The following is a 25,926-nucleotide window of genomic DNA, read 5'->3' on the forward strand; positions in this document are numbered from 1 at the left end:
TGCCTAACTCCCCCGAATTAAACAACAATCATTTATTTTTTAATAATTATTTTTTTAAAAAAAACTCCAATAGTTGTTTTTACTTTTACAAAGTAAACTCCAGAAACAAATCCTTTATTAGGTATTCTTATTTCTATGTCATTTGTCTTTATATTTTTAAATCTGCTAATTTGTTGTCCTAATAAATTAAAAAAATCAATTTTTGTGATTTCTATAAGAGACTTATTTAAGATAACCAACTCTTTATTTTTAATGTCATTGTAAACCTTTATATTATTGCTTAATGGAAGAGCATTAATGTTTAATACATTTTCGCTAAAAACAATAAAAAATCTATTTAAGTATTCACCTTTTTCAAGGTTTAAATCTATAGGCTGATCAAAATCATACATTTTATTTTCAATTTTATCTAATAAATATATTGGATGAGTAATAGATTGTTTTTCATCTAGCATTAAATAAACTTTATTGTTTGTATTAATTTTAATACTTAAAGGAACTTCTAAATCATTTGTAATTGTAGGAACACTCGCTATTGAAAGCTTCTTTTCTGTTTCAGTAAATTTCCAATAAAAATCAGTTTCATCCTCATTATAAGTTTCACTATCATAACCATTCTCAAAACCAAAAGTATGTTCTTTTATAAATGAAATTCCAACTTGTTTATGAATTTCTAAATCTTCATCATTTTTATAACTCAATCCTAATTTCAGTATAGATAGCTCTTTATCTTTTTTATTCTTTGATTTCAAGAAAATGGAATTTACTCCATCTTCTATTTGAAAATTTCGTTGACTATTTTCAAAAATAATTGTTCCACCAGAAGCACCAGTATTTACAAAAAAACCTTGCCCAACAGGAATATATCTTCCCGGCGCATTATAAATTGCGTCACCTAAACCACCAGCTCCATCAATTGGAATAGCAGCTGCAATTCCCATTATTAGGTTTCTTGTAGAATAGGCTCCTTGGTATTTGTATTTGTTATGTCCATCATCTCCATCACCTAGGCCATTTCCAGTATGTTCCCAAAAATAGAGAGTTCCATCAATGGCATCATCTCCATCTGGGTTTTCTATAGTTGTAATATTATCATTTATAAAATCTACAGCATCTAATGCAGAAGGATAAGGATTTGCCAACAAACTACTCGTATTTGCATCTACAGAAATAGAAATTGTGCCATCATTTGGTGTACCAGTAAAAGCAAAATTTTGTGGAGTTCTACCTGTACTTTTCATAATAAAACCTTGACCTCTATTTAGGACTCCAGTTTCTTTTTTCTGAATCCAATCACCTCTAGTTGTTCCATTTAAATAGCTGTAAATCCAATAATTTGCAATAGATATAGGGTCTACATTTGAAGGGTCAAAAGCACCATCATAACCTTCAGAAGTAAAATTAATATCTCTTGCTTCATTTGCTAAACCATCGGATGAAGTTGGTATACTTCCGTCTTTTAAAACTTGACCAACTCTATAAGTTGGTAAACCAGTTTCTACCACAGGAGAACCCCAATAATGATATCTATACACATTAGGAACAGTAGATTGTTGGTCTCTAAAAATTTTTCCCGTTCCAACAACATTAGAAACTCCTGAGTGAGTTTGTACAATTTGAGATTGACCAACTAATCTTATTTCTCCGTCTAAAACAAAGTTTTCATCAAACTCTAAAAAGTTATCAGCTGCAACAGAAAGTCTTGAGTTTCCTTGAATCCAAATACATTCTATTCTTGCATTTTGATTTAAAATAGCGTGTGTCATCGAGGATTCTGAATCAATCACCATTACTTTATCTACATCATCTGCATCTGTATTTGCAGAATTATCATCAGCAGAACCACCAACCCAAGCATTCAAATCTCCATTCCAGAAAATACCATTTACTTCTGCGTATGTAAAATATTTTGTTCCGAAGAAATTTACTTTTGTTTCATATACACTATATCCATTAATTACATCTGCAATTACAGGTATGTAATGAACGTTTGTTGTAAATGCTGCATCATCTGCAGTTTTTAAAACTTTTACTGTTGATGGTGTAGTTAAAACAGCATCTAAAATAGTTCTTTGAATGGCAATTTGTACCAACTCAATATTTCCTGTTTCAACAATTTTCCAAGTTCTATTAATTGTTAATTCTGGAGCACATAATAAAGTAGTAGATGTTGTTGTTGCTAAATCTCCATTATTATTTCCCCAAACTAAAAAATCTTCATTTAAAGGAAATACATTTATGTTTGTTTCGTTATTTTCTGCTATTGCTGCTAAACCAATAGTAATTACAGCATCCGAATTTATAGATTTAGATTGTTTTTGATTTAGAGCCATTGCATCATCCCTACCAATACCTGCAACATCATTATGAAAGGCACTATTTTCTGTATAATCCCAAACTTTTGTGGTTAAATCTTTTAAGAGATAATCCCCTTCAGTAATTGTGGCATTATCATCTGTTATGTCTAATGTAATTCCATATTTAATAGCTAAATAAGATTGTATATGCTGTTGTTTTAAAGCAGAAGGGACATCGTTAAAAACCATTATTTCTGCAATTTCCCCATTGAAATAATTTGAAGCCCCATCTAAAGAACCAATAAATAGTGTTTGATTATCTCCACCTTCTGTTGATGTACTACTTCCTGTTCTAATTAATTGTCCGTTTTCATAAATAGACCTTGCAGTTCCTGAAGGTGTTGTTGTATTATTATTTGCCCCATAATTTTGCAAACTAAAAACATCATTTGTAAATGTCCCAATACTTGTTGTTAACGTATTTCCTGCGTGTCTAAATCTAATTCTATCTTGATTATTATAAACACTCATGTATAAAGCATCAGCACCATCTTCATTTTCGTTGAAAACATAGGCGTTTTGAGTTGCATTGGATTTCATTACAGAATAAACCCAAACACTATTATATTCATCATCTTCTAGAATTCCTCCAGTAATTTGCATAAAATTACCTGAACCGTTAAAATTTATAGAAGGATTAAAGTTTATACCTGTATCAATTTTATTTGGTCTTGTTCCTAAAGCGCCACTTGCGTGCTCATCATCTCCTGATTGATCATTCCAAGCAGTAATATTTGTAGTTCCCGTAACATCTTTGTCAGCTCTTAACCATAAAATATTCCCTAAAACCCCTGGAAGTAAAGGATCTTCTGTATCATCTCTATAATTTACATCTTCAGTGAGCACATCTTCATCTGTGTCTGGTAAATCTGTTTGAGGCGTTTCTATTTCATCATTTACATCAAAACCATCATTAGCATCACTTCCTTCAAAAACATCATCTAAACCATCATTATCAGTATCTATTTCGCTTAAAGGAATGTCAGGAAATCCGTTTTCATTAATATCAAGGATTCCATCATTATCAGCATCCGTATCAATATAATCAGGATTGTCAACTCCATCTGTATTTGTTATTGGAACTGGAACTCCAGTAATTAATCCACAAGGTGTACAATCTGGATCATATGCATCATCTAAACCATCGTTATCAGTATCAACTCCAGAAGGAGGAATATAACCTAAAGTAGATTGCGCTTCTACATTATCAGGAATTCCATCATTATCAGCATCAATATCTAAATGATTCGGAATTCCATCTCCATCTTTATCTGTTGTACATTGTAAAACGGTTTCTATTGGACTGCTTAAAACATCTGTATTACCAAAATTGAAAATGAAACCAGAATCTGAATGTGTAGATCTAATGTCTGCTTCAAATGTTTGTTGATCAAAGTAAGTAAGTTTTATAATATCTGTAGGATTATTTATGGTTCCTGTAAACAATAAATATCCGGGAATATCTGTATCTGAAAAAGTTAAGGTTGTAGGGTCTTCTATGGTATAACCTGTTAAATTACTTGCATCTATAGCAATAGATTCTGTTCTTGGTTCTGGTGATAAATCAATGTCTTTTATTCCGTAACTAAAAGAAACATCTACAGGTAAAACTCCTGCAGCTCCTGTTAATAAATTGGCTATGTCTTCTACTGGATCAAAAAACTCGAATTTTACTTTTGCGGCATCTACAGATGATGATGAACCTCCTGTAACTTTTAAATTAACTCTAGGACTATCGTCTTCTACTGTCCAATCTATTACAGCTGTTGCTCCATCAAGAGCAGGGGTTATGCTTAAAATAGTAATTCTACAGACAACAACTGTTGTTGTAATATCATCTGGATCTACCATTTCAAAAACCATTCTTGTACCTACATTTTGGTTGGTTTGTCCTGGACTGTATTCTGGAGTTCCTACTTTTACAATCATATCTAGTAAAAGCGGATTGTCTTCTAAAACTATCATATTACATTCATCAACATCTAAAATACCATCATTATCATCGTCTCTGTCAATAGAATTTACAATACCATCTCCATCTGTATCTTGAGAATAGATTGTAGTTATTGATAATAAAATAAATAGAAATAGGACTTTTTTTATAAAAAAAGAAAACTTAAATGAACTCCCAATTTTTACCATATTAAAATAGTTTTGTTATTATAATTTTGAAAAAAATGGGGGAAACTAAATTGAATTAAAAATAATATAATTGAACAAGGTCAAATATATTATCCCTGTAGATTTAGAATATCCTGTATCTTAAGAAACTCTATAAATTAGGACAAATTTTAAATTATTTTTTTAAATTGAGAGGGAGAAACACCTGTTCCTTTTTTAAAAGAATTATAAAAAACAGATTTAGAATTGAAGCCAGATTCTAAAGCAATGGCAATAATTGTGTAGTTTTTATAAGCTGGATTTGTAAGTAGTAATTTTGATTTTTCAACTCTTAAATTGTTGATATATGTTGAAAAATTTACTTTAGTATTTGTATTTATTAATTGAGATAAATAACCTTCACTTAAATCAAAAACATCACTTAAATGCGCTAAAGTTAAGTTGGGGTTTAAATAAGATTTGTTGTTTTTTATGTATTCGTCTATTTCAGAAAATCGATTGTTACAATTTATTTTTGCAATCTTATTTGTTTCTATGGATAAACTTTTTCTTATCGTTTTTCTTTGATTAAAAATACCAACATGATAAATTCCTGCAAAACATAACCAATATAAAAAGATAGACATTATTGCCCAGATAAAATCAGTTTTAATAGGTTTATCAGCATTCATTGAGTTGTATAATAATATGCTAAAAGAAAGTAGGCAAAAACCAAGTGTAGAAAACAGTAATTGTTTTAACCATTTGGTTTCTGATAAGATAATGTTTATGCTGTATTCTTTTTTTTCTTTTTCGTAATTATAAATTATTTTTAAAATTTTATAAATCATAAACATTCCAAAAATCAAAGAAAAGTAGTCTAAAAAAGTATCGTAAACACAAAGAATAGTTTTGTAAGTCTTAAAAAAATCTTTAATTGTAAACCTGCCAATAAGAATAAAACCATGTACAATAAAAGTAAAATAAAAAGGGTATTTGTAGTGGTTTTTAATTTCTTCTTTTTTGTTTAAATACGTTGCTACAAAGAACAAATACATTGGTAACATTAATAATTCCCAAGTAATATAGAAAATAGCTCTGTAGTTTTTCCAACCTAAAATAACATTTAATTTAGTGTCTATAAACCAGTAGTATAAATTATATATGGATAATAATAAAATGGTATAAATTAAGTATTTATTTGTTTTAGAATTGTGTTTTGAAGAGAACAGAATAGATAAACTATAGATAAAACCAAGTGAGGTTGCACCAATAATAAAGGTATTTATAAATGTGTAATTAGGTGAGAGTTCCATTTAAAAAGTGATGAAATGTATATTCTTTGACATTTATCAAAAGTAAAAAAAGTTGCATTGTATCTTGACTATAATTTGTCCTGATTTCTTAACTACCTTAATATTTAGGACAAGTTTTTAGCAGTTTTCTTAAATTCTGAAGGAGATATTCCTTCTTGTTTTTTAAATGCAACATAAAAAACAGATTTAGAATTAAAGCCAGACTCTAAAGCAACAGCAATAATAGTATAGTTTTTATAAGCTGGGTTTGTTAAAAGAATTTTAGATTCTTCTATTCTTAATTGATTGATATAGGTAGAAAAGTTGATTCCAGTATTTGTATTTATTAACTGTGATAAATAACCTTCACTTAAATTAAAAATTTCACTTAAAGAAGTAAGTGTTAAATTAGAGTCTAAATAAGATTTATTTTTATTGATATAAGCATCGATTTCTGTAAAACGATTTGAAGAATTATGAGCGCCTTTTAAAGTATTTAAAGACTGTTTGTTTTCAATATCTTCTTTAATTAACCCTTTTCTAATAGCTTCTCGTTGATTAAAAATACCCAAATGATAAATTCCTAAATACCCCATTCTATAGGTTAAGAGTGACATAGAAATCCATAAAAGATAAGTGGTAGTTCTTTCATTCGTTTTCCCTGTGAATAGAGAATTATAAGTAAATATAGAAATCCAAAGAAATAGTACAAGTATCATTAAAAATAAAAGTCTTTCTAACCATTTTGTTTCAATTTTTAGAGAAGCATTATTTTTCTTGTACTTATTGATGATTTTAAATGCGTGATAAATGGCAATACCAGAAAATAACATCGACACAAAACTTGACACTATTCTAAAATATTTGTAAAAAAATCCAGAACTATCTATAAAATTTGGAAAATAAATTCTTTCGATAAAGAAAAAAGTAAGTATAGGAAAGCTTAAAAAAAAGGGGTATAAAAAAAACTTCGGTATTGTTTTAATACTTAAAAAATTGTAAACAAAATAAATAAGTGCAGGAAACATTAATAAATCCCATTGAATTGGAAATAACCAAAAATATTTCCAATTATAGTTTAACACAATATTAGTATCAAAAAACCAAAAATAAATATTATTTAATGATACTAAAAGAATATAATAAGCTAAATATTTATTCGGTTTAGAGTTAATTTTTTTGGAATATAAAACTACCATTCCAAAAATTAGACCATGAATACTTGCACTAATTATAAAAAGGTTAAAAAAGTTGAAGTTTATAGCACTAAACATTATCAAAATAATTTGTTAAATGATTTAAATCTAATAAGCAATATTAGCTAAAATATTTGAAATCATTAAAAAATAAAAGATGCTTATTTAAAATAGAGTCAAGTAGTTGATAACCTAATCAACCTTTAATGTATAAAATATAAAAAGCTTCTCAAAAATGAGAAGCTTTTTATTAGTACAGGCGGAGAGACTCGAACTCTCACACCTCGCGGCACTAGATCCTAAGTCTAGCGTGTCTACCAATTCCACCACGCCTGCCTAGTTTTTGCAAGTAAACTTACAAATTTTCCGAATATTTCGGGATGCAAATATAAACATTCCGTAGAAACTACAAACTTGTTCATAATAATTTTTCTACTTTTGAATAGAAATAAAATTATACATCATGAATACAATAAATTCTTATATAAAAGACAACAAACAACGTTTTCTAAACGAACTAATAGAATTGTTAAAAATACCTTCTATTAGTGCAGACAAAGCCTATAAAAAAGATGTTTTATTAACCGCAGATTTTGTGGTTGAAAGTCTTAAAAAAGCTGGTTGCGATAATGTTGAAATTTGCGAAACACCAGGTTATCCTATTATTTATGGAGAAAAAATAATAGATAAAAATTTACCGACTGTTTTAGTTTATGGTCATTATGATGTACAGCCTGCAGATCCAATAGAACTTTGGAATTCTCCACCATTTGAACCAGTAATTAAAAAAACAGAAAAACATCCAGAAGGCGCAATTTTTGCAAGAGGTGCTTGTGATGATAAAGGGCAAATGTATATGCACGTTAAAGCATTAGAATACATGACTTCAACAGGAAATTTACCTTGTAATGTAAAATTTATGATTGAAGGTGAAGAAGAAGTTGGTTCTGAAAGTTTAGCTTGGTTTGTTCCAAGAAATAAAGAAAAATTAGCAAACGATGTAATTTTAATTTCTGATACAGGAATGATTGCAAATGATATTCCATCAATAACAACAGGTTTACGTGGTCTAAGTTATGTAGAGGTAGAAGTTACAGGCCCAAATAGAGATTTACACTCTGGTTTATATGGTGGTGCAGTTGCAAACCCAATTAATATTTTAACTAAAATGATTGCTTCTTTACACGATGAAAACAATCATATTACTATTCCTGGTTTTTATGATAATGTAGAAGAATTGTCAACAGAAGAAAGAGCAGAAATGGCAAAAGCACCGTTTTCTTTAGATAATTATAAAAAAGCATTAGATATTGATGAAGTTTTTGGTGAAGAAGGATATTCTACAAACGAACGAAATGCAATAAGACCCACTTTAGATGTAAACGGAATTTGGGGTGGCTATATTGGTGAAGGCGCAAAAACAGTAATTGCTTCTAAAGCTTTTGCGAAAATTTCTATGCGTTTAGTGCCAAATCAAGATTGGAAAGTAATCACCGAATTATTTAAAAATCATTTTGAAAGTATTGGTCCAAAATCTGTAACTGTAAAAGTAACACCTCATCATGGCGGACAAGGTTATGTTACACCTATTGATAATATTGCTTACAAAGCCGCAAGTAAAGCCTATGAAACTTCATTTGGCAAAACACCAATTCCACAAAGAAGTGGCGGCAGTATCCCTATTGTTGCTTTATTTGAAGAGCATTTAAAAAGCAAAACTATTTTAATGGGCTTTGGTTTAGACTCTGATGCTATTCATTCTCCTAACGAACATTTTGGAGTTTGGAATTATTTAAAAGGTATCGAAACAATTCCTTATTTTTATAAATATTTTACTGAACTATCTAAATAAATCTATTTACAAATGAAAACTAATTACTTTAAATTAATAGCTTTTACCTGTTTTTCTATATTAATTGTTTCTTGCTCAAAAAATAAAGAACAAAAACAGTTTTCAGTTGCAGAATATGAAGCTGCTGCAAAACATATGGACAGAAGTTTATATAGTTTAGTGCATAATCAAGTTGCTGGAAGCAAATTTATTGGCAACAATAAATTAATCTACTCAACCAAAAACAAAGATGGTAAAAAATATATTTTAGTTGATACAGCATCAAAGACTAAAAAAGAAGCATTTGATCATCAAAAGTTATCAAATGTTTTATCAAGAGAAACTGATAAAGAAGTAAAATCTTCTGATTTACCGATCTATAGTGTTTCTTTTTCTGATGATTTAAAAACACTTAATTTCACAACAAACAGGCAAAAATATTCTTATAACATAGAAAATAATACACTTTCTAAAAAAATATCAAAACTTAAAAAAGCTTCAAGAAATGAAAATGTTTCTCCAAACGGAAAATTAGCAACTTACATAGATAACTTTAACCTTTGGATTCGTAATTTAGAAACTGACAAGAAAACTCAAATCACTTTTGATGGTAAGCAAGATTATGGATATGCAACCAATAATGCAGGTTGGACTAAAAGTGATGGTGCTGTTGTAAAATGGTCTCCAAATTCTGATAAAATAGCTACTTTTCAGCAAGATGCAAGAGGTGTTGGCATGATGTATTTAACTTCTTCAAATGTTGGTCATCCAAAATTAGAAGCATGGAAACACCCTTTACCAGGAGATGATAAAATTTTCACCATTGAACGTGTGATTATTCATTTAGGAAATAAACCAAAAACGGTTCGTTTAAAAATGGGCAAAGACTTTCAAAGAGGTTCTACTACAGATCATATAGCTGGTAGAGGCGGTATTCTATTAGATGCACAATGGAATAAAGAAGGTACAAAATTTGCTTTTGTTTCTGGTTCTAGAGATCATAAAGTTGCTCATTTACAAATTGCTGATGCTAAAACTGGTAACGTAGCTTCTATTCATAAAGAAGAAGTTGCTACCTATTATGAATCTGGAGTAAATGTTGAAAACTGGAAAGTTTTATTTGATTCTAATGAGTTTATTTGGTATTCAGAAAAAACAAATTGGGGACATATTTATTTGTATGATCTAGAAACTAAAAAGTTGAAAAATAAAATTACATCTGGAGATTGGTTAGTAAAACAAATTAAAAGCATTGATGAAAAGAATAGACAAATCTATTTTACAGGTGGTGGAAAAGAAGCAGGAAATCCATATCATAATTATTTTTATAAAGTAAATTTTGATGGTTCAAAGAACATTAACTTAACTCCAAGTAAAGGAACACATTCTGTTACTTTTTCAGATGATTATTCGACATTTGTAGATATATATTCAACAATAACAAATCCTCCAATTTCGGTTTTAAGAAATGAAAAAGGAGAAAAAATAATGGATTTAGAAACTGCAGATATTTCTGAATTGAAAGCAAATAATTGGCAAGAACCAATTGAGTTTTCTGTAAAAGCTAGAGATGAAAAAACAGATTTATATGGATTAATGTTCTTACCTAGTCATTATGATGAAAGTAAAAAATACCCTGTTTTAAATTATATTTATCCTGGCCCACAATCTGGTAGTGTTGGTAATTATCGTTTTAGACCAGTATGGAGAGATTTTCAAACTGCAGCAGAATTAGGTTTTGTAGTTGTTGCTGTAGATGCAATGGGAACTCCAATGCGATCAAAATCTTTTCATGATGCTTATTATGGAAATATGGGTGATAATGGTTTGCCAGATAATATTACTGCTATCAAACAATTAGCTCAAAAATACAAAGGAATGGATATTGAAAAAGTTGGTATTTGGGGGCATTCTGGTGGTGGCTTTGCTTCTACTAGAGCTGTTTTTGCATATCCTGAATTTTATGATGTTGCTGTTTCTGGAGCAGGAAATCATGATAATAGAAATTATGAAGCAGATTGGGGAGAAAAATGGCAAGGTCTTTTGGTTGAAGGAAATTTAGAAGGAAAAGTAGATGGAACTACTAATTATGATAATCAAGCAAATCAATTAATTGCAAAGGATTTAAAAGGGAAATTATTAATTACTCATGGTTCAATGGATAATAATGTACCACCTTCAAACACAATGTTAGTTGTTGAAGCTTTGATAAAAGCAAACAAAGATTTCGATATGATTTTGTTTCCAAATAAAAGACATGGTTACGGAGATATGACAAAATATATGACACGTAAACGTTGGGATTATTTTGTAACACATCTTTTAAATGCAAAACCAGCAAAAAATTTTAAATTAAAATAATTCTTAAAAAAAATGAAACATTACATCTACATATTGGTACTGCTAATTGTCGTTTTTTCTTGTAAAAAGGAAAAAACCAATGATCTGTTAGAAGATAAAAGTGAGTTTACAAAACAAGATACACTTAGAGGTTCTATTACACCAGAGAGAATTTGGTGGGATTTAACTTATTATCATTTAGATGTAGAAGTTAATCCTGATAACAAATTTATATCTGGGAAAAATACAGTTAAATATACAGTTTTACAAGAATATCAAACATTACAAATTGATTTACAAAGTCCATTAAAAATCTTAAAAGTTACCCAAGATGACCAAGAGTTAAAAGTAAATCATGATGGAAATGCGCATTTTGTAGAATTAATTAAAGCCCAAAAGGTTGGAAATTCAGAAAGTGTAATAGTTTATTATGAAGGAAATCCGAAAGAAGCAGTTAGAGCTCCTTGGGATGGAGGTTTTTCATGGAAAAAAGATGAAAATGGAAATCATTTTGTGGCAACCTCATGTCAAGGTTTAGGCGCAAGCGTTTGGTGGCCTTGTAAAGATCACATGTACGATGAGGTTGAAAACATGCGAATTAGTGTTACTGTACCAAGTCATTTAATGGATGTTTCTAATGGACGATTAGAAAGTATAAAAGACAATGGAGAAACAAAAACTTACAATTGGTTTGTAAACAATCCTATTAATAATTATGGTGTAAATGTAAATATTGGAGATTACACTCATTTCTCTGAAGTATTTAAAGGAGAAAAAGGAGATTTAGATATGGATTATTATGTCTTAAAGTACAATCTTGAAAAAGCTAAAAAACAATTTACAGATGCACCAAAAATGATGAAAGCATTTGAGCATTGGTTTGGACCATACCCTTTTTACGAAGATGGTTTTAAATTGGTGGAAGTACCTTATTTAGGGATGGAACATCAAAGTTCTGTAACTTATGGTAATCAATTTGAAAACGGTTATTTAGGTAGAGATTTATCTGGAACTGGTTGGGGATTGAAGTTCGATTTTATAATTATTCATGAATCTGGGCACGAATGGTTTGCAAACAATATTACAGACATAGATATTGCAGATATGTGGATTCATGAAAGTTTTACAAACTATTCTGAAAGCCTTTTTTTAGATTACTATTATGGTAAAAAAGCATCTTCTGAATATGTAATTGGCCTTAGGGAATCAATTTCTAATAAAACACCAATTATCGGAAAATACGATGTAAATAAAAGTGGCTCTAGCGATATGTATAATAAAGGTGGCAACATGTTACATACGTTAAGACAATTGGTAAATAATGATGAAAAATGGAGAACTATTTTAAGAAAAATGAATCGTGTGTTTTATCACCAAACAGTAACTACAAAACAAATTGAAGATTTTTTAAGTATTGAAACGGGCTTTGATTTGAATCCGTTTTTTAATCAATATTTAAGAGACATTAGAATACCAACTTTAGAATATAAGTTGGTAGAAAATACATTAAAATACAAATGGACAAACGTTGTTTCTGATTTTAACATGCCTATTAAAGTCTATGTAAATAATGAAAATCAATTCATTCATCCATCAGAAAACTGGACAAATTTAAAACATACAACAAGAATAGATCGTTTTAAAATCGATGAAAATTTTTATGCTTTCAGTAAAGAAATAGAATAGCTAATTACAGTTGTTCTTTTAAAATATATGCTTTTTTTATAAAATCTACTTTCGGATATTTTTCGCGAAGAAATTTATTTCCAAACTTAGTTACAGAATCTTGTTTTCGGCCTAATTTATCGCCATAACCGCTATAGAATTTTAAAACATTTTCTTTACCAGCAATTACTTTTGCAATTACAGGAAAACCTGTAACTCCTGAATAAGTTAATTTATCAAGGCGATAATTATCTTTTAAGTTTATAAATATTTGGTTAGATCTTGTTTTAACACCATCTCTTGCAAATGCAAGTGTCATTGCATCGTTTTTTAAAGTTACTGGCTCATCTTCTATACCACTATTTCCCCAACTATTATTTATTAAAGTATCATTATGAATACCAAATTGCGCCACAAATTTTGGTACAACTCTAAAAATTGAGATATCATTATAATAATTTTTAGTAATTAATTGATACAATCTATCTACTCCATTAGGAGACCATTCTCTTTTTGCTTCAATATCAAAAGCCCCTTGCGTAGTTTCAAAACGCGCTTTAAAAGTTTCTGGAGCTTTAATTTCTGTCCATTTTTCTTTGAATAACTTTGGGCTACAACCCAATAAAAAAGTAGCTAAAAGTAGATAAACTAATTTTCTCATTTGGTATTTATTAAACAACGAAGATAGAAAAGAAAAACATTATTTTAACTCTACGTTTGTAGAATTCAATTCATTACTCTATGTTTGTAGAGTAAAAAACAAGCTAATTATGCAATTATCTAAAACCGAAGAACAATTAATGCAATATTTATGGAAACGTAAAAAAGCATTTTTAAAAGATTTGTTGGAAGATTTTCCGGAACCAAAACCTGCAACAACAACCGTTGCAACTTTGTTAAAAAGAATTTCTGATAAAGGTTTTATAGATTATAAATTATTTGGAAAATCGAGAGAATACTTTCCATTAATTAAAAAGACAGATTATTTTTCAAAACATGTAAATGGTTTAATTAAAAATTTCTTTAATGATTCTGCGAGTCAATTTGCATCGTTTTTTACAAAGGAAACAAATCTTTCAACAGAAGAATTAGAAGATTTAAAAAGAGTCATAGATAGTCAAATTAAAAAACAACAAAAATGATAGCATACTTACTTAAATCTGCAAGTTGTTTGGCTTTATTACTTTTCTTTTATCACTTTATATTAGAAAAAGAAAAAATGCACAATTTCAATCGTTTTTATCTTTTAGGAAGTATTTTATTTTCATTTTTAGTTCCATTAACAACTATAACTGTAAATACAATTGCTTCAAATGAAAATTTAAACAATACCTCTTTTACACAAACTAATGTTGTTAATAATCTAAATGATTCTTTTGGTTTCTCTGATTTTCTAATAGGATTCTATCTATTAATTTCAGCTTTGTTCTTAATTAGATTTGCAATTAATTTATTTAAAATCATTCAAAAAATAAGGTTGAATGAAAAAATAAAGCGTAAAAAAGCAATACTAGTTTTAGTTGAGGATGAAATACTACCACATACCTTTTGGAATGCAATTTTTATAAATAAAACAGCCTTTAAAGAAGGTAATATAGAAGAAGAGTTGTTTACACATGAATTAACGCATGTTCATGAAAAGCACACGCTAGATGTACTATTAATAGAGTTGCTTCAGATTCTTTTTTGGATAAACCCATTATTTATATTCATTAAAAAAGCAATACAATTGAATCATGAATTTTTAGCCGATGAAAAGGTTATCAATCAACATAAAAACACATTCCAATATCAGCACTTATTATTAAATAAAGCAGTTTGGAACAACGAATATTACTTGGCCAGTAATTTGAATTATTCATTAACTAAAAAAAGATTAAAAATGATGACAACAGAGAGTTCGCAAACAAAAGTTTGGTTGAAAAAACTGGCGGTAATTCCGCTATTAATTGGGTTTATTTTCCTCTTTGCAGAAAGGATTGAAGCGCAAGAGAATACTAATAATAAAGCACTAAAAGAATATAATATTTTGGCGAAAAAATATAATAAGAATAGTAAAAATATTATAAAACTAAAAGACGTTAAAAGAATGACATTTTTGTACAATAAACTGTCAGAAACGGAAAAGAAAAATGCAGAACCTTTTCCACCACCGCCGCCGCCAACAATAAATTCTAAAAAGATAACCTACAAAAAAAGTAAAACAACAGGTGAATTTATTCCACCACCACCAAATAATCATTTAGACGAAGTGATTAAAATGTCAAAAAAAGGAGCAACTTTTTATTTCGAAAAAGAACCAATAAACTCCGATAAAGCAATTGCTTTATTAAAGAAAAACAAGAAATTGAGCATTCATTCAGAAAGCACAAACAATAGTAATTACAAAGTTTGGATTTCTAAAACAGATTTAGATTCGAAAATAAAGGATAAAAATGTAAAATATTATCTAGACAATAAACTAATTAGCAAAAAAGAAATGAATTTGATTAGTCCTGATAATATTGCATCTGTAAATGTTAAAAAAAACAAAGATGGTTCTGGGTCTGTTTATATAATTAGTAAAAAATAATAGGTACAAACATAACTTACATAAAAAACCTCGAACTTTCGAGGTTTTTTATGTAACAAATTCGCTACAAATACGTTATACAGGTATAACAAAATAGAAAACTGTGCTTAAAAAATTCTTTATAACCTGTTCTGGAGTAGATAAAAACCTAATTGAAGATTGTTCTAATGGAGAACAAAATAAATATGTTGGTATTGGTGCAACTGTATTTTTTACAGCTGTTATGGCAACAATTGCTGGGAGTTATGCTTTGTTTACAGTTTTTGATAATTTGTACGCTTCTATTTTCTTTGGACTTCTTTGGGGATTATTAATCTTTAATTTAGATAGATTTATAGTTTCTACTATTAAGAAGTCAGACTCAAAGTGGAAAGAATTTCTACAAGCTTCTCCCAGAATTATTTTAGCAGTAATTATTGCAATTGTTATTTCTAAACCTTTAGAATTAAAGTTGTTTGAGAAAGAAATCAATCAAGTTTTATTAACAGAAAAGAACCAAATGACTTTAGATAATAAGGCGCAAATTGCTGCACAGTTTACACCTGAAATAGCAAAAATAAATTCAGAAATTACTGTTTTAAAAACAGATATAACAGCTAAAGAAACCAATTCTAATGCTTTATACGAAACGTATATTGCTGAAGCTGAAGGTAGAAAAGGTACAAAATTGTTAGGAAAAGGGCCTGTTTATAAAGAAAAAAGAGAAAAACACGATGCTGCTTTGGCTGAATTAAATCAACTAAAAAAAGACAATGCTGAAAAAATTAAAAACAAAGAACTAGCAATTGCTAATTTAATTGATAATCAGAAAAATACAGAAACAAAAACGCAACCAATAATCGAAAATTTTGATGGTTTAATGGCTAGAATAGATGCGTTAGGTAAATTACCTTGGTTACCATCGTTCTTTATATTCTTATTGTTTTTAGCGATTGAAACCTCACCAATATTTGCAAAATTAATTTCACCAAAAGGTGAATATGATTTTAAACTTGAAGATGAAGAAAGCGCCGTAAAAACTTGGGTAAAACAACAAGTTCAGCAAAGAGAAGAAATGCTGAAAGCAGATATTATTGTGAATAAGAAAGTATACAAAGAAATCTCTGAAGAGGAAGAACTTTATGTTTATAAACAAAAAATGGCTCGCGATTTAATGAAATTACAAGCCGATTATTTTTATAAAAAACAACAAAAAATGTTGTAATAAGCCTTCCTTAATCCCTCCAAAGGAGGGAAACACTCTTAAGATAATTGTATCAAAAAAATGATAACTATATTAAAAGAGTTTGTTGCTCACTTTTCCCCTTCGGGGAAAATGTCTGAAAGACAAAAAGGGCTTCTTACTCCTTTTCTGGCATTTTCTTAACGAAATCTGTAATAATTACAATTTGCGTTGGTCCAACTTTACCTTCAATATGCTTAGCATTTTCATGATCCAAAGAAATTCTTCGAACTGCTGTTCCTTGTTTGGCAACCAAACTAGAACCTTTTACTTTTAAATCTTTAATTAAAACTACAGAATCTCCTGCTTGTAAAATAGCACCATTTGCATCTCTGTGAATTATCTTTTCACTGTCATCTAAATGATCTCCAGATTCTTTTGCAAAACGTAAATCGTCATCTTCTAAATACATCATGTCTAATAAATCTTTTGGCCAACCTTCGTTTCTTAAACGAGATAACATACGCCAAGCAACTACTTTTACAGCTCTATGTTCACTCCACATAGAATCATTTAAACAACGCCAATGATTTGCTTCGGTATCTTCTGCACTATCAATTTGAGTTACACAAGTTTCACAAGCAAGTAAACTTCCGTCAACTCCACTACCACCAACTGTAGATGTTGGTTTTATTTCATAAATTGCTAAACCCTCTTTTGAAGTACATAATTCGCATTGATTTCCACTTCTACTTTCTAAATCTTGTTGTAAACTCATTTTTTTATTTTATTATGATGGCTAAAGTACATTTTTATTTGAAGCTATTTCCTGCTTTCACTACTCGCTTTTTTTCATACTTCAAAAAGAGCTCAAACAAATCGTTCAATCAGGGCTAAACCTGTTTGCTTATTTTTTGTTTTTACTAAAAAATCTATTTAATTTCTAAAGAAGTAAATTTAAAAGAAGTTCCATCAAACAAACCTTTATCAGACAATTTTAAAGACGGAATTACCAATAACGCCATAAAAGACAAACTCATATAAGGCGCACGTAATTTACTTCCCATTTGTTTTGCCATTTTATCTAATTCTGCATAAGACTTCCCTATCTCTTCAGCAGACAAATCAGACATAATTCCTGCAACTGGCAATGAAACTATTTTTTCTTCTGTATTATTTACAGCACAAACTCCGCCTCTATTTTCTATAATTAAGTTTACCGCTTTACAAATTGCTTCATCAGAAACTCCAACTGCAATAATATTATGAGAATCGTGCCCAACAGAACTTGCAATTGCTCCTTCTTTTAATCCAAAGTTCTTGATAAATGCAATTGCTGGGACGTCATTTTTATAACGATTTACAACCGTCATTTTTAAAACATCCGTTTCTGTGTTTGAAACTAAATTTCCATCAACAATTAAAGAATTTTCTTCAATTTGGTTGGTAACTAATTCGCCATCTAATGCTTCTATGACTCTAATTTTTTCTACTGATGAATCAAATCTAAAATCTGATATTTTCTTTTTATCAGTATCAAAATTATTCAAAACTTCAAAAGGAACAGATTTTACAAAACTTTCTCCATCTTTTGCAACTAACTCTCCATTTATGTACGTTTCTAAAACATTAAATTTCTTTAAATTATCAACTACAATAAAATCTGCATCATCGTCTTGTTGTAAAAGTCCAACATCTAAATTATAATGATTTACGGGGTTTACACAAGCGGCTTGTAACACCTTAAACACATCAACTCCTTTGGCAACTGCTCTTTCACACAATTGATTAATATGTCCTAACAACAAATCATCTGGATGTTTATCATCTGAACAAAACATCATGTTTTCAAAATGTTCTGGTAATAAATCTATTAAAGCTTCAAAGTTTTTTGCTGCAGAACCTTCTCTGATAATTACTTTCATTCCTTTTTGCAACTTTTCTAAAGCTTCATCATAAGAAAAACACTCATGATCGGTAGAAATTCCTGCAGAAATATATTTGGTAACATCATCTCCTCGTAAACCTGGAGCGTGACCATCAATTGGTTTATTATTATTTTTTGAATGTTGAATTTTTTTAAGTACTTCTTCATCATCAAACAAAACACCGGGATAATTCATCATTTCTGCGAGGTATTTAATATCAGGATTTTCCATCATCAACTTAATATCGTCAGCATCAATAATTGCTCCAGCACTTTCAAAAGAAGTTGCAGGCACACAACTTGGTGCTCCAAAATTGAATTTCAACGGAACTTTCTTTCCGTTTTCAATCATGAACTCCACACCTTTTACTCCTAAAACATTTGCAATTTCATGTGGGTCAGAAACTGTAGCAACTGTACCATGTTTTACTGCTATTTTCGCAAATTCAGAAGGTACTAACATAGAACTTTCTATGTGAATATGAGCATCTATAAAACCGGGTAAAATAAAATTTTCTTGGTTATGGGTTGCTTCTTTTATAGAAGATATTTTTCCGTTTATAACTTCTATTTCTCCTTTGTAAATTCGTTTGTTCTGTATGTCAACTATATTTCCTTTTACTATCATAAAAATAAATCTTACACAAATATAATTATAGTTGATAGTATTTTATCAAAGTTCTATATGATATTATTAAAAAACAAATAATTAATGCACACCCTTTATATATTTCATTATTTTTAGTGAATTAAATTAAAGGTTTGAAACAAATACTATTTTTAATATTAATGATTGTCTTGGTTGGTTGTAATACTAATAAAAACAACTACGCTACAAGTTTAAATTATTTAAAGTTTAGCAAGAACGTTTTAAACTATCAAACATCTCCTACAAAAAAAAATGATAAATCTGGATTGATGTTTTCTGATCAAGGTGCTTGGTTTGCATTTAGTTTTCCAGATTCTATTTCTAGCACAACTGGTTTTTCTGGACCTTTTTTAATGACACAGCAAAACGGAGTTTGGAGTAGTGCTTCATTAACGAATTTAGTGATTGAAAATAATCATTGGATATCTCATAAAACAAATAGTTTCAACAGTCATTTAGAACAAACTTTTCATTCAGAAAATTTAGAACTAAAGCAACAATTAGTTTTCTCTTCTGGACATACAGCAATTATTAAATCAACTTTAAAAAACAAGAGTAATCTACTACAAAAAGTTAATTATTATTTTAAAAATGAAGATTTATTAGCTGATGGTTTATCGTTTTCTACAAACAACAATCTGCTAACTATTACATCATCTAAAACAGATGCCGTTGGTCATATTATTTTTTCGAATAATATTGTTTTAAACTCTACAGATAGCACTTATAATTCAGATAAAATTAGTCTTGAATTAAAACCAAACGAAATTAAAGAATTTACAATTTCGCAGACTTTTATTTTTAAAGAACATTCTTGGAATGATGAATTAAATTCAATTAAAAATTCAACTTTTCAATCTGTTTTAGATTATCGGAAAGCAGAAAAAAACACACAATTAAAGCTACTAATTGAAAATAGAAAACCTCAATTTAAAGATGAAAAATATGCAGAAGTTTTAGCAAAAGCACATTTAACGTTACAAAACAATTGGCGAATTCCAGCAGGAGAAATCAAACACGCAGGGTTATTCCCAAGTTATCATTACAAATGGTTTAATGGTTTTTGGTCTTGGGATTCTTGGAAACACGCTGTTGGATTGTCTTTTTATAAGATAGATTTGGCAAAAAAACAAATAAAATTAATGTTCGAGTTTCAGAACGAAGATGGTTTTGTTGTAGATTGTGTTTTTAGAGATACCTTAATTGAAAAACATAATTATAGAGATACAAAACCTCCCTTATCTGTTTGGGCAGTTACAAAAATTTATGAAAAAGACAAAGATCTAGAATTTATAAAATACATGTATCCAAAATTAAAATTATATCATGAGTTTTGGTATAATAAAAGAGATCATGACAAAGATGGTTTGTGTGAATATGGTTCTACAGATGGTAGTTTAATTGCTGCAAAATGGGAAAGCGGAATGGACAATGCAATTCGTTTTGACAATTCTAAAATTTTAAAAAATGGCAAAGACGCCTATTCAATAGATCAAGAATCTGTAGATTTAAATGCTTATTTATACGCAGAAAAATTATACTTGGCAAAATTAGCAACTGCTTTACAAAAGAATGACGATGCTAAAAAACTGACAAAAGAAGCTGAAGTTTTAAAAGTTAAAATCCAATCTCAATTTTATGATAAAAAGGGTGGTTGGTTTTACGACACTACTTTAGATGGAAAAATTTTTATAAAAGGTGAAGGAAGTGAAGGTTGGACAGCTCTTTGGGCAAAAGCCGCAACACAAAAACAAGCTGAAGTTGTTAAAGTTAAAATGATGAATCCAAAGAAATTCTTTACCAAAGTTCCGTTTCAAACAATGAGCGCAGATCATGAAAAATTCAATCCTTTAAAAGGATATTGGCGTGGACCAAATTGGTTAGACCAAGCCTATTTTGGTGTAAAAAGTTTACGTAATTATGGGTTCGAAGAAGATGCAGATAAAGCAACTGTTCAAATTTTAAAAGGTGCTGAAGGAATTTTAGAAAAAGGAAAATCTATTAGAGAAAATTATCATCCACTAACCGGAAAAGGGTTAAATGCAAAAAATTTTAGCTGGAGTGCAGCACATATAATTATGTTATTACAAAAAGACTAAATGGATTACAATCAAATAAATATTACGACTCATCAAGCAGAAGAAATTATATTTTCTCTATACAGAATTAAAGGAGTTGCGTCTAAACTTCCCGGTGAAGTTGATTTTAATTTTAGAATTAAAGTTGATAATTCAGAGGGATATATTTTAAAAATATCGCGCCCAAATGAAGATGAAAACTATTTAGATTTTCAGCAACAACTATTACAATATGTTGAAAAAAACGGACAAGAATTAATTGCTCCAAGAGTAATTAAAGACAAAAACGGAACCTCAACACCAACATTTACAGACACCTTTCAAAAAGAAAGGAAAGTCCGTTTATTAACATGGGTTTCTGGTAGAGTTTGGAGTACTGTAAATCCACAATTAAATAATTTAAAGTATAGTTTAGGTGAACAATGTGGCTTATTAACCCAATCTTTACAAGGTTTTAATCATTCAGAAGCTAAAAGAGAATTTTTTTGGGATGTTGCTCAATCTCTCTGGACAAAGGAACACATTCATTTATTTTCTAATGAAGAAAAAGAAATAATCACTTATTTTCAAGAACAATTTGAATCAAAAAAATCAACGTATGATTTGTTAAGAAAATCGGTTGTACATAATGATGCAAATGACAATAATGTAATTGTTTCAGAAGAACTTATCAATCCAACGGTAAAAGCTGCAATTGATTATGGTGATGCAATTCACACGCAAATTATTAATGATTTAGCAATTGCTTGTGCCTATGCAATTATGAATCATAATGATGTTTTAAATGCTTGTTTGCCTTTAATAAAAGGATATCATGCAACTTTTCCTTTACAAGAAAATGAACTAAAACATTTGTACAATGCATTAGCGATGCGACTAGTTATTTCTGTAACAAAATCTGCTATCAATAAAATTGAAGAACCAAATAATAAGTATTTATTAATAAGCGAAAAACCTGCTTGGGATGTTTTAAAAAAATGGCAAGTTATCCATCCAGATTTTGCCGAATATTCATTTAGAGAAGCTTGTGGTTTTTCTGCACATCCTAATGAAGAGAAATTTAAAAATTGGACTTCAAGAAACTCATTTTTAATATCAGATTTGTTTCCATTCATCAATAAAAATGAAGCACATCATTTAGATTTAAATGTTTCTAGTAAATGGATTGGTCATCAACAAGACTTCAATAATTTAGATTTATTTCAGTTTAAAATTGATCAATTACAAAAAGAAGTTCCAACTAAAATTATTGCAGGCGGATATTTAGAACCAAGAGCTTTATACACTTCTACAGCGTATGATAAAATAGGGAATTCAGGTAGAGAAAGTAGAAGTATTCATTTAGGAGTAGATTTTTGGCTACCAGAACTCACGCCAATTCATGCTCTTTTTAATGGTGAAATTGTAATTGTCGTAAATGATGCAGGAGATAAAGAATATGGTGGTTTAGTCGTTTTAAAACACACTTTTGAAGATTTTGAGTTCTTCACTTTATATGGTCATAATACTATAGAAAGCGCAACAAAACATAAAGTAGGAAACATCATTTTAAAAGGAGAAAAAATTGTTGAATTGGCAAATTATCCTGAAAACGGAAATTGGGCTCCTCATTTACATTTTCAAATACTATTGTCTTTATTTGATTATAAGGTTGATTTTCCTGGAGTTACATATTTAAACCAAATTGATGTTTGGAAAAGTATTTGTCCAGATCCAAATTTACTTTTCAAATCAGAAGCATTGTTAGAAAAATCGATTCTTACAAATGATGATATTATCAACTACAGAAAACAACATTTAGGAAAAAGCTTAAGTCTTCAATATAAAACACCAATTAAAATGGTTCGTGGAGCTGGTCAATATTTGATGGATCAGTTTGGGCAAAAATATTTAGACACTGTAAATAATGTTGCACATGTTGGTCATGAAAATTATAATGTGGTAAAAGCAGGCCAAAATCAAATGGCGTTGATAAACACAAACTCAAGATATTTACACGAAAATATTAATGAATTAGCCAAAGAATTAATTGAAACATTACCACCAGAATTAAATGTATTGCATTTTGTAAATTCAGGAAGTGAAGCCAACGAATTAGCAATACGAATGGTAAAAGCAGTTACTGGAGAAAAAGATATTATTGCAAGTGAAGTTGGTTATCACGGAAATACAAATATGTGTGTTGATATTTCATCCTATAAATTTGATGGAAAAGGTGGAAATGGAACACCAGAACACACACAAATATTTCCCCTACCAGATACTTTTAGAGGAAAATACAGAGGCAAAAACTCGGTTAATGAATATTTAGATGAAGTTGAAAAATGTATTGATAATATACAGAAAAAGGAAAGAAATGTTGGTGGATTTATTATTGAACCAATTATTTCTTGTGGCGGACAAATAGAATTACCCGAAGGGTTTTTATCAAAATCTTACGAATTAGTAAGAAAAGCTGGAGGAATTTGTATTTCTGATGAAGTACAAACTGGTTGTGGAAGAATGGGAAAAACCTTTTGGGGCTTTCAATTACACAATGTAGTTCCTGATATAGTAACTATTGGAAAACCATTAGGAAATGGACACCCAATTGCAGCAGTTGCTTGCACACAAAAAGTTGCCGATGCTTTTGCAAACGGAATGGAATACTTTAACACCTTTGGTGGAAACCCTGTTTCTTGTGCAATTGCAACCGAAGTTATAAGAACTGTGAAACGAGATAAATTACAAAAAAATGCTTTGGAGGTTGGTACGTTTTTAAAATCTGAATTAAATAAACTTTCTAAAGAATTCTCTATAATTGGTGATGTTCGAGGACAAGGATTATTTCTAGGAATTGAATTGGTAGATTCAGATTTAAATCCTTTAGCAGAACAAACCAATTATTTAGCAAATAGGATGAAAGATTATGGAATTTTAATGAGTACCGATGGCCCAGATTACAATGTGTTAAAAATTAAACCTCCAATGGTATTTACAAAAGAAAATGCAAAAGAAGTACTCTTTTATCTAAAAAAAATATTAAAAGAAGATTTCATTAAATCACAAAACAACTAACATGAAAAACTTACTATTTCTTTTTGGAATTATTTTACTACTTTCATCTTGCTTAACATCAACAGAGAAACAAGATAAAAAAGATATCTTATCAATTTTGGAGACCCAACAAAAAGCGTGGTCCAAACATGATTTAGAAGGTTTTATGCAAGGTTACTGGAAATCTGATTCTTTAAAATTTTATGGAAGTAATGGAATAACTTATGGTTGGGAAAAAACTTTAGCCAATTATAAAAAAGGGTATCCAACTCCAGATCATTCTGGAAAATTAAAATTTAAAATCAATGACATTACTAGAATAGAAAAGGCATCATACTATATTATGGGAGAATATCATTTAACTAGAAAAGTTGGTGATGCAAATGGTATTTTTATGATTATCTTTAAAAAGATTGATGGTGAATGGAAAATTGTTGCAGATACTTCTTCTTAAGTATAAAAAATCAACTCAAATGAGTTGATTTTTATTATCAATATTTATGAAATATCAAATGGATTATCAATCGAATACATTGGCTTTGTAAACCATTTTGGACCATCATTCGTCATGTAAATATGATCTTCTAGTCGAATTCCAAATTTGTCTGGAACACAAATCATTGGTTCATTACTAAAAGTCATTCCTGTTGTTAAAACGGTTTTATCGTTTCTAACAATGTAAGGCCATTCATGAATTCCTAAACCAATTCCATGACCAGTTCTATGTGGTAAACCTGGTAATTTATAATCTGGTCCTAAACCATGAGATTCTAGCACAACTCTAGATGCATTATCAACATCTGCACATGTATTTCCTAATTGCGCTGCATCAAAAGCTGCTTGTTGCGTTTCTTTTTCAATGTTCCAAATACGCGTTTGTTCTTCATTTGCTTTTCCAAAAACAAAAGTTCTTGTGATGTCAGAAATATAGTCATGTAGCATACAACCTGTATCTATTAAAACCATTTCGTTTTCTTCTAAATCTTTTGGCGATTTAACTCCGTGAGGAAAAGAAGAATCTACACCAAACAGTACAATACAGAAATAAGATCCTGATGGAACTCCATATTTTACATGTGCATCATGAATAAAATCTGTGACTTCTTTTGCTGAAATTCCTACTCGTAATATTCTTGCTGCTGCTTTATGAACTTCTAATGTAATGTTCATTGCATGTTGCATGATTTCAATTTCAGTATCAGATTTAATCATTCTGCAACCAGCCGTAATTGGTTTTGAATTTACTAATTTACATGAATTTTGACAATTCCTAATTCCGTCAATAACAAAAAATGGGGTTGCTTCATCCATAGAAATAGTTCCAGATTCTACGTTATTTACTTTTAACAAGTTGACAAATAATTCATAAGGAGATTCATGTTCTTCCCAACCATGAACACTTCCTTCAATTAGCATAAAATCGAAAATAGTGCCTTTTTCAAATTCAGGAGCAATATATATTAGCTTTCCATTTGGAAACAACAAAGCACCAACCATTCGTTCGCTAGCATTCCATTTCATACCAGTAAAGTAAAATAAATTTGTACCAGAATGTAAATACAAAGCAGGTACATTTTGTTCTTGCATTAATTGACAAGCCTTTTCAATCCTTTGCTGAAACTCTTCTTTTTGTATCGGTTTTACTAAATGTGCTATTGGTTTTATTGCTTCTAATTCTGCTTTTATGGTTGAACCTCCTATTCCTTTCATATTTTACT

At 29.5% G+C, this 25,926-nt stretch carries 16 protein-coding genes and 1 tRNA gene; 9 read left to right on the forward strand and 8 right to left on the reverse strand.

All coding sequences use genetic code 11. The features are described from left to right. Window positions 1–32: 32 nt before the first annotated feature. The 4 genes from V3V28_RS03665 to V3V28_RS03680 form a co-directional block, all read right to left on the reverse strand. Window positions 33–4,499 carry a LamG-like jellyroll fold domain-containing protein gene (locus tag V3V28_RS03665; protein WP_331363669.1) on the reverse strand — a complete coding sequence of 1,489 codons (4,467 nt, stop codon included), beginning with the start codon at window positions 4,497–4,499 and terminating at the stop codon, window positions 33–35. A 149-nt stretch (window positions 4,500–4,648) separates the two neighbouring features. Then, the gene (locus tag V3V28_RS03670; protein ID WP_331363670.1) at window positions 4,649–5,773 is read right to left on the reverse strand and encodes a helix-turn-helix domain-containing protein; all 1,125 of its coding nucleotides are present in this window, start codon (window positions 5,771–5,773) and stop codon (window positions 4,649–4,651) included. Between the two features lie 104 nt (window positions 5,774–5,877). Next, window positions 5,878–6,585 carry a helix-turn-helix domain-containing protein gene (locus V3V28_RS03675; RefSeq protein ID WP_331363671.1) on the reverse strand — a complete coding sequence of 236 codons (708 nt, stop codon included), beginning with the start codon at window positions 6,583–6,585 and terminating at the stop codon, window positions 5,878–5,880. Between the two features lie 617 nt (window positions 6,586–7,202). After that, window positions 7,203–7,284: transfer RNA gene (locus V3V28_RS03680), tRNA-Leu, on the reverse strand. A 127-nt stretch (window positions 7,285–7,411) separates the two neighbouring features. Between V3V28_RS03680 and V3V28_RS03685 the strand changes: the two genes are divergently transcribed. The 3 genes from V3V28_RS03685 to V3V28_RS03695 are packed head-to-tail and all read left to right on the forward strand — an operon-like array spanning window position 7,412 to window position 12,805. Next, the gene (locus tag V3V28_RS03685) at window positions 7,412–8,800 is read left to right on the forward strand and encodes a dipeptidase (protein ID WP_331363672.1); all 1,389 of its coding nucleotides are present in this window, start codon (window positions 7,412–7,414) and stop codon (window positions 8,798–8,800) included. A gap of 12 nt (window positions 8,801–8,812) precedes the next feature. Beyond that, window positions 8,813–11,140, forward strand: coding sequence for a S9 family peptidase (locus V3V28_RS03690; protein WP_331363673.1), 2,328 nt, complete (start codon window positions 8,813–8,815; stop codon window positions 11,138–11,140). Between the two features lie 12 nt (window positions 11,141–11,152). Beyond that, window positions 11,153–12,805, forward strand: coding sequence for a M1 family metallopeptidase (locus V3V28_RS03695; protein WP_331363674.1), 1,653 nt, complete (start codon window positions 11,153–11,155; stop codon window positions 12,803–12,805). A gap of 4 nt (window positions 12,806–12,809) precedes the next feature. Here V3V28_RS03695 and V3V28_RS03700 read toward each other — a convergent pair whose 3' ends face one another. Continuing rightward, on the reverse strand, window positions 12,810–13,445 hold the full coding sequence (locus V3V28_RS03700; protein WP_331363675.1) for a peptidylprolyl isomerase: 636 nt from the start codon (window positions 13,443–13,445) through the stop codon (window positions 12,810–12,812). 109 nt (window positions 13,446–13,554) lie between these two features. Between V3V28_RS03700 and V3V28_RS03705 the strand changes: the two genes are divergently transcribed. From V3V28_RS03705 to V3V28_RS03715, 3 genes are all read left to right on the forward strand, one after another. Further along, the gene (locus tag V3V28_RS03705; protein ID WP_331363676.1) at window positions 13,555–13,926 is read left to right on the forward strand and encodes a BlaI/MecI/CopY family transcriptional regulator; all 372 of its coding nucleotides are present in this window, start codon (window positions 13,555–13,557) and stop codon (window positions 13,924–13,926) included. Then, complete coding sequence (locus V3V28_RS03710) at window positions 13,923–15,356, forward strand: M56 family metallopeptidase (protein ID WP_331363677.1); 1,434 nt, start codon at window positions 13,923–13,925, stop codon at window positions 15,354–15,356. Before V3V28_RS03705 ends, V3V28_RS03710 begins: the two co-directional genes overlap by 4 nt. A 103-nt stretch (window positions 15,357–15,459) precedes the next feature. Then, window positions 15,460–16,560 carry a DUF4407 domain-containing protein gene (locus tag V3V28_RS03715; RefSeq protein WP_331363678.1) on the forward strand — a complete coding sequence of 367 codons (1,101 nt, stop codon included), beginning with the start codon at window positions 15,460–15,462 and terminating at the stop codon, window positions 16,558–16,560. A 136-nt stretch (window positions 16,561–16,696) separates the two neighbouring features. On the opposite strand, the gene V3V28_RS03720 is transcribed toward V3V28_RS03715, so the two are convergent. Then, complete coding sequence (locus tag V3V28_RS03720) at window positions 16,697–17,296, reverse strand: PhnA domain-containing protein (RefSeq protein WP_331363679.1); 600 nt, start codon at window positions 17,294–17,296, stop codon at window positions 16,697–16,699. A 154-nt stretch (window positions 17,297–17,450) separates the two neighbouring features. Next, complete coding sequence (ade, locus tag V3V28_RS03725) at window positions 17,451–19,073, reverse strand: adenine deaminase (RefSeq protein ID WP_331363680.1); 1,623 nt, start codon at window positions 19,071–19,073, stop codon at window positions 17,451–17,453. Window positions 19,074–19,207: 134 nt separating this feature from the next. Between ade and V3V28_RS03730 the strand changes: the two genes are divergently transcribed. Genes V3V28_RS03730 through V3V28_RS03740 form a run of 3 tightly spaced genes read left to right on the forward strand, consistent with a single transcriptional unit; the run spans window position 19,208 to window position 24,662 of the window. Next, window positions 19,208–21,193 (forward strand): MGH1-like glycoside hydrolase domain-containing protein, encoded by a 1,986-nt coding sequence (locus tag V3V28_RS03730; protein ID WP_331363681.1) that lies wholly within the window; start codon window positions 19,208–19,210, stop codon window positions 21,191–21,193. Further along, a complete protein-coding gene (locus tag V3V28_RS03735; protein ID WP_331363682.1) occupies window positions 21,194–24,229 on the forward strand; it encodes an aminotransferase class III-fold pyridoxal phosphate-dependent enzyme in 3,036 nt (1,011 codons plus the stop codon). Window position 24,230: 1 nt separating this feature from the next. After that, on the forward strand, window positions 24,231–24,662 hold the full coding sequence (locus V3V28_RS03740) for a YybH family protein (RefSeq protein WP_331363683.1): 432 nt from the start codon (window positions 24,231–24,233) through the stop codon (window positions 24,660–24,662). Between the two features lie 44 nt (window positions 24,663–24,706). Here the strand turns inward: V3V28_RS03740 and V3V28_RS03745 are convergent, their stop codons facing one another. Then, window positions 24,707–25,918, reverse strand: a complete 1,212-nt coding sequence (locus tag V3V28_RS03745; protein ID WP_331363684.1) for a M24 family metallopeptidase — start codon at window positions 25,916–25,918, stop codon at window positions 24,707–24,709. Window positions 25,919–25,926: the final 8 nt, after the last annotated feature.

This window comes from Polaribacter sp., assembly GCF_036480315.1.
Classification (GTDB): domain Bacteria; phylum Bacteroidota; class Bacteroidia; order Flavobacteriales; family Flavobacteriaceae; genus Polaribacter.

Bases quoted from the DNA above. Each gene is read 5' to 3' on its own strand.
- V3V28_RS03670 (WP_331363670.1), bottom strand. From the start codon at position 5,773: ATGGAACTCTCACCTAATTACACATTTATAAATACCTTTATTATTGGT.
- V3V28_RS03665 (WP_331363669.1), bottom strand. From the start codon at position 4,499: ATGGTAAAAATTGGGAGTTCATTTAAGTTTTCTTTTTTTATAAAAAAA.
- V3V28_RS03705 (WP_331363676.1), top strand. From the start codon at position 13,555: ATGCAATTATCTAAAACCGAAGAACAATTAATGCAATATTTATGGAAA.
- V3V28_RS03690 (WP_331363673.1), top strand. From the start codon at position 8,813: ATGAAAACTAATTACTTTAAATTAATAGCTTTTACCTGTTTTTCTATA.
- V3V28_RS03700 (WP_331363675.1), bottom strand. From the start codon at position 13,445: ATGAGAAAATTAGTTTATCTACTTTTAGCTACTTTTTTATTGGGTTGT.
- V3V28_RS03685 (WP_331363672.1), top strand. From the start codon at position 7,412: ATGAATACAATAAATTCTTATATAAAAGACAACAAACAACGTTTTCTA.
- V3V28_RS03695 (WP_331363674.1), top strand. From the start codon at position 11,153: ATGAAACATTACATCTACATATTGGTACTGCTAATTGTCGTTTTTTCT.
- V3V28_RS03745 (WP_331363684.1), bottom strand. From the start codon at position 25,918: ATGAAAGGAATAGGAGGTTCAACCATAAAAGCAGAATTAGAAGCAATA.
- V3V28_RS03740 (WP_331363683.1), top strand. From the start codon at position 24,231: ATGAAAAACTTACTATTTCTTTTTGGAATTATTTTACTACTTTCATCT.
- ade (WP_331363680.1), bottom strand. From the start codon at position 19,073: ATGATAGTAAAAGGAAATATAGTTGACATACAGAACAAACGAATTTAC.
- V3V28_RS03720 (WP_331363679.1), bottom strand. From the start codon at position 17,296: ATGAGTTTACAACAAGATTTAGAAAGTAGAAGTGGAAATCAATGCGAA.
- V3V28_RS03735 (WP_331363682.1), top strand. From the start codon at position 21,194: ATGGATTACAATCAAATAAATATTACGACTCATCAAGCAGAAGAAATT.
- V3V28_RS03710 (WP_331363677.1), top strand. From the start codon at position 13,923: ATGATAGCATACTTACTTAAATCTGCAAGTTGTTTGGCTTTATTACTT.
- V3V28_RS03675 (WP_331363671.1), bottom strand. From the start codon at position 6,585: ATGTTATTTTCTGGTATTGCCATTTATCACGCATTTAAAATCATCAAT.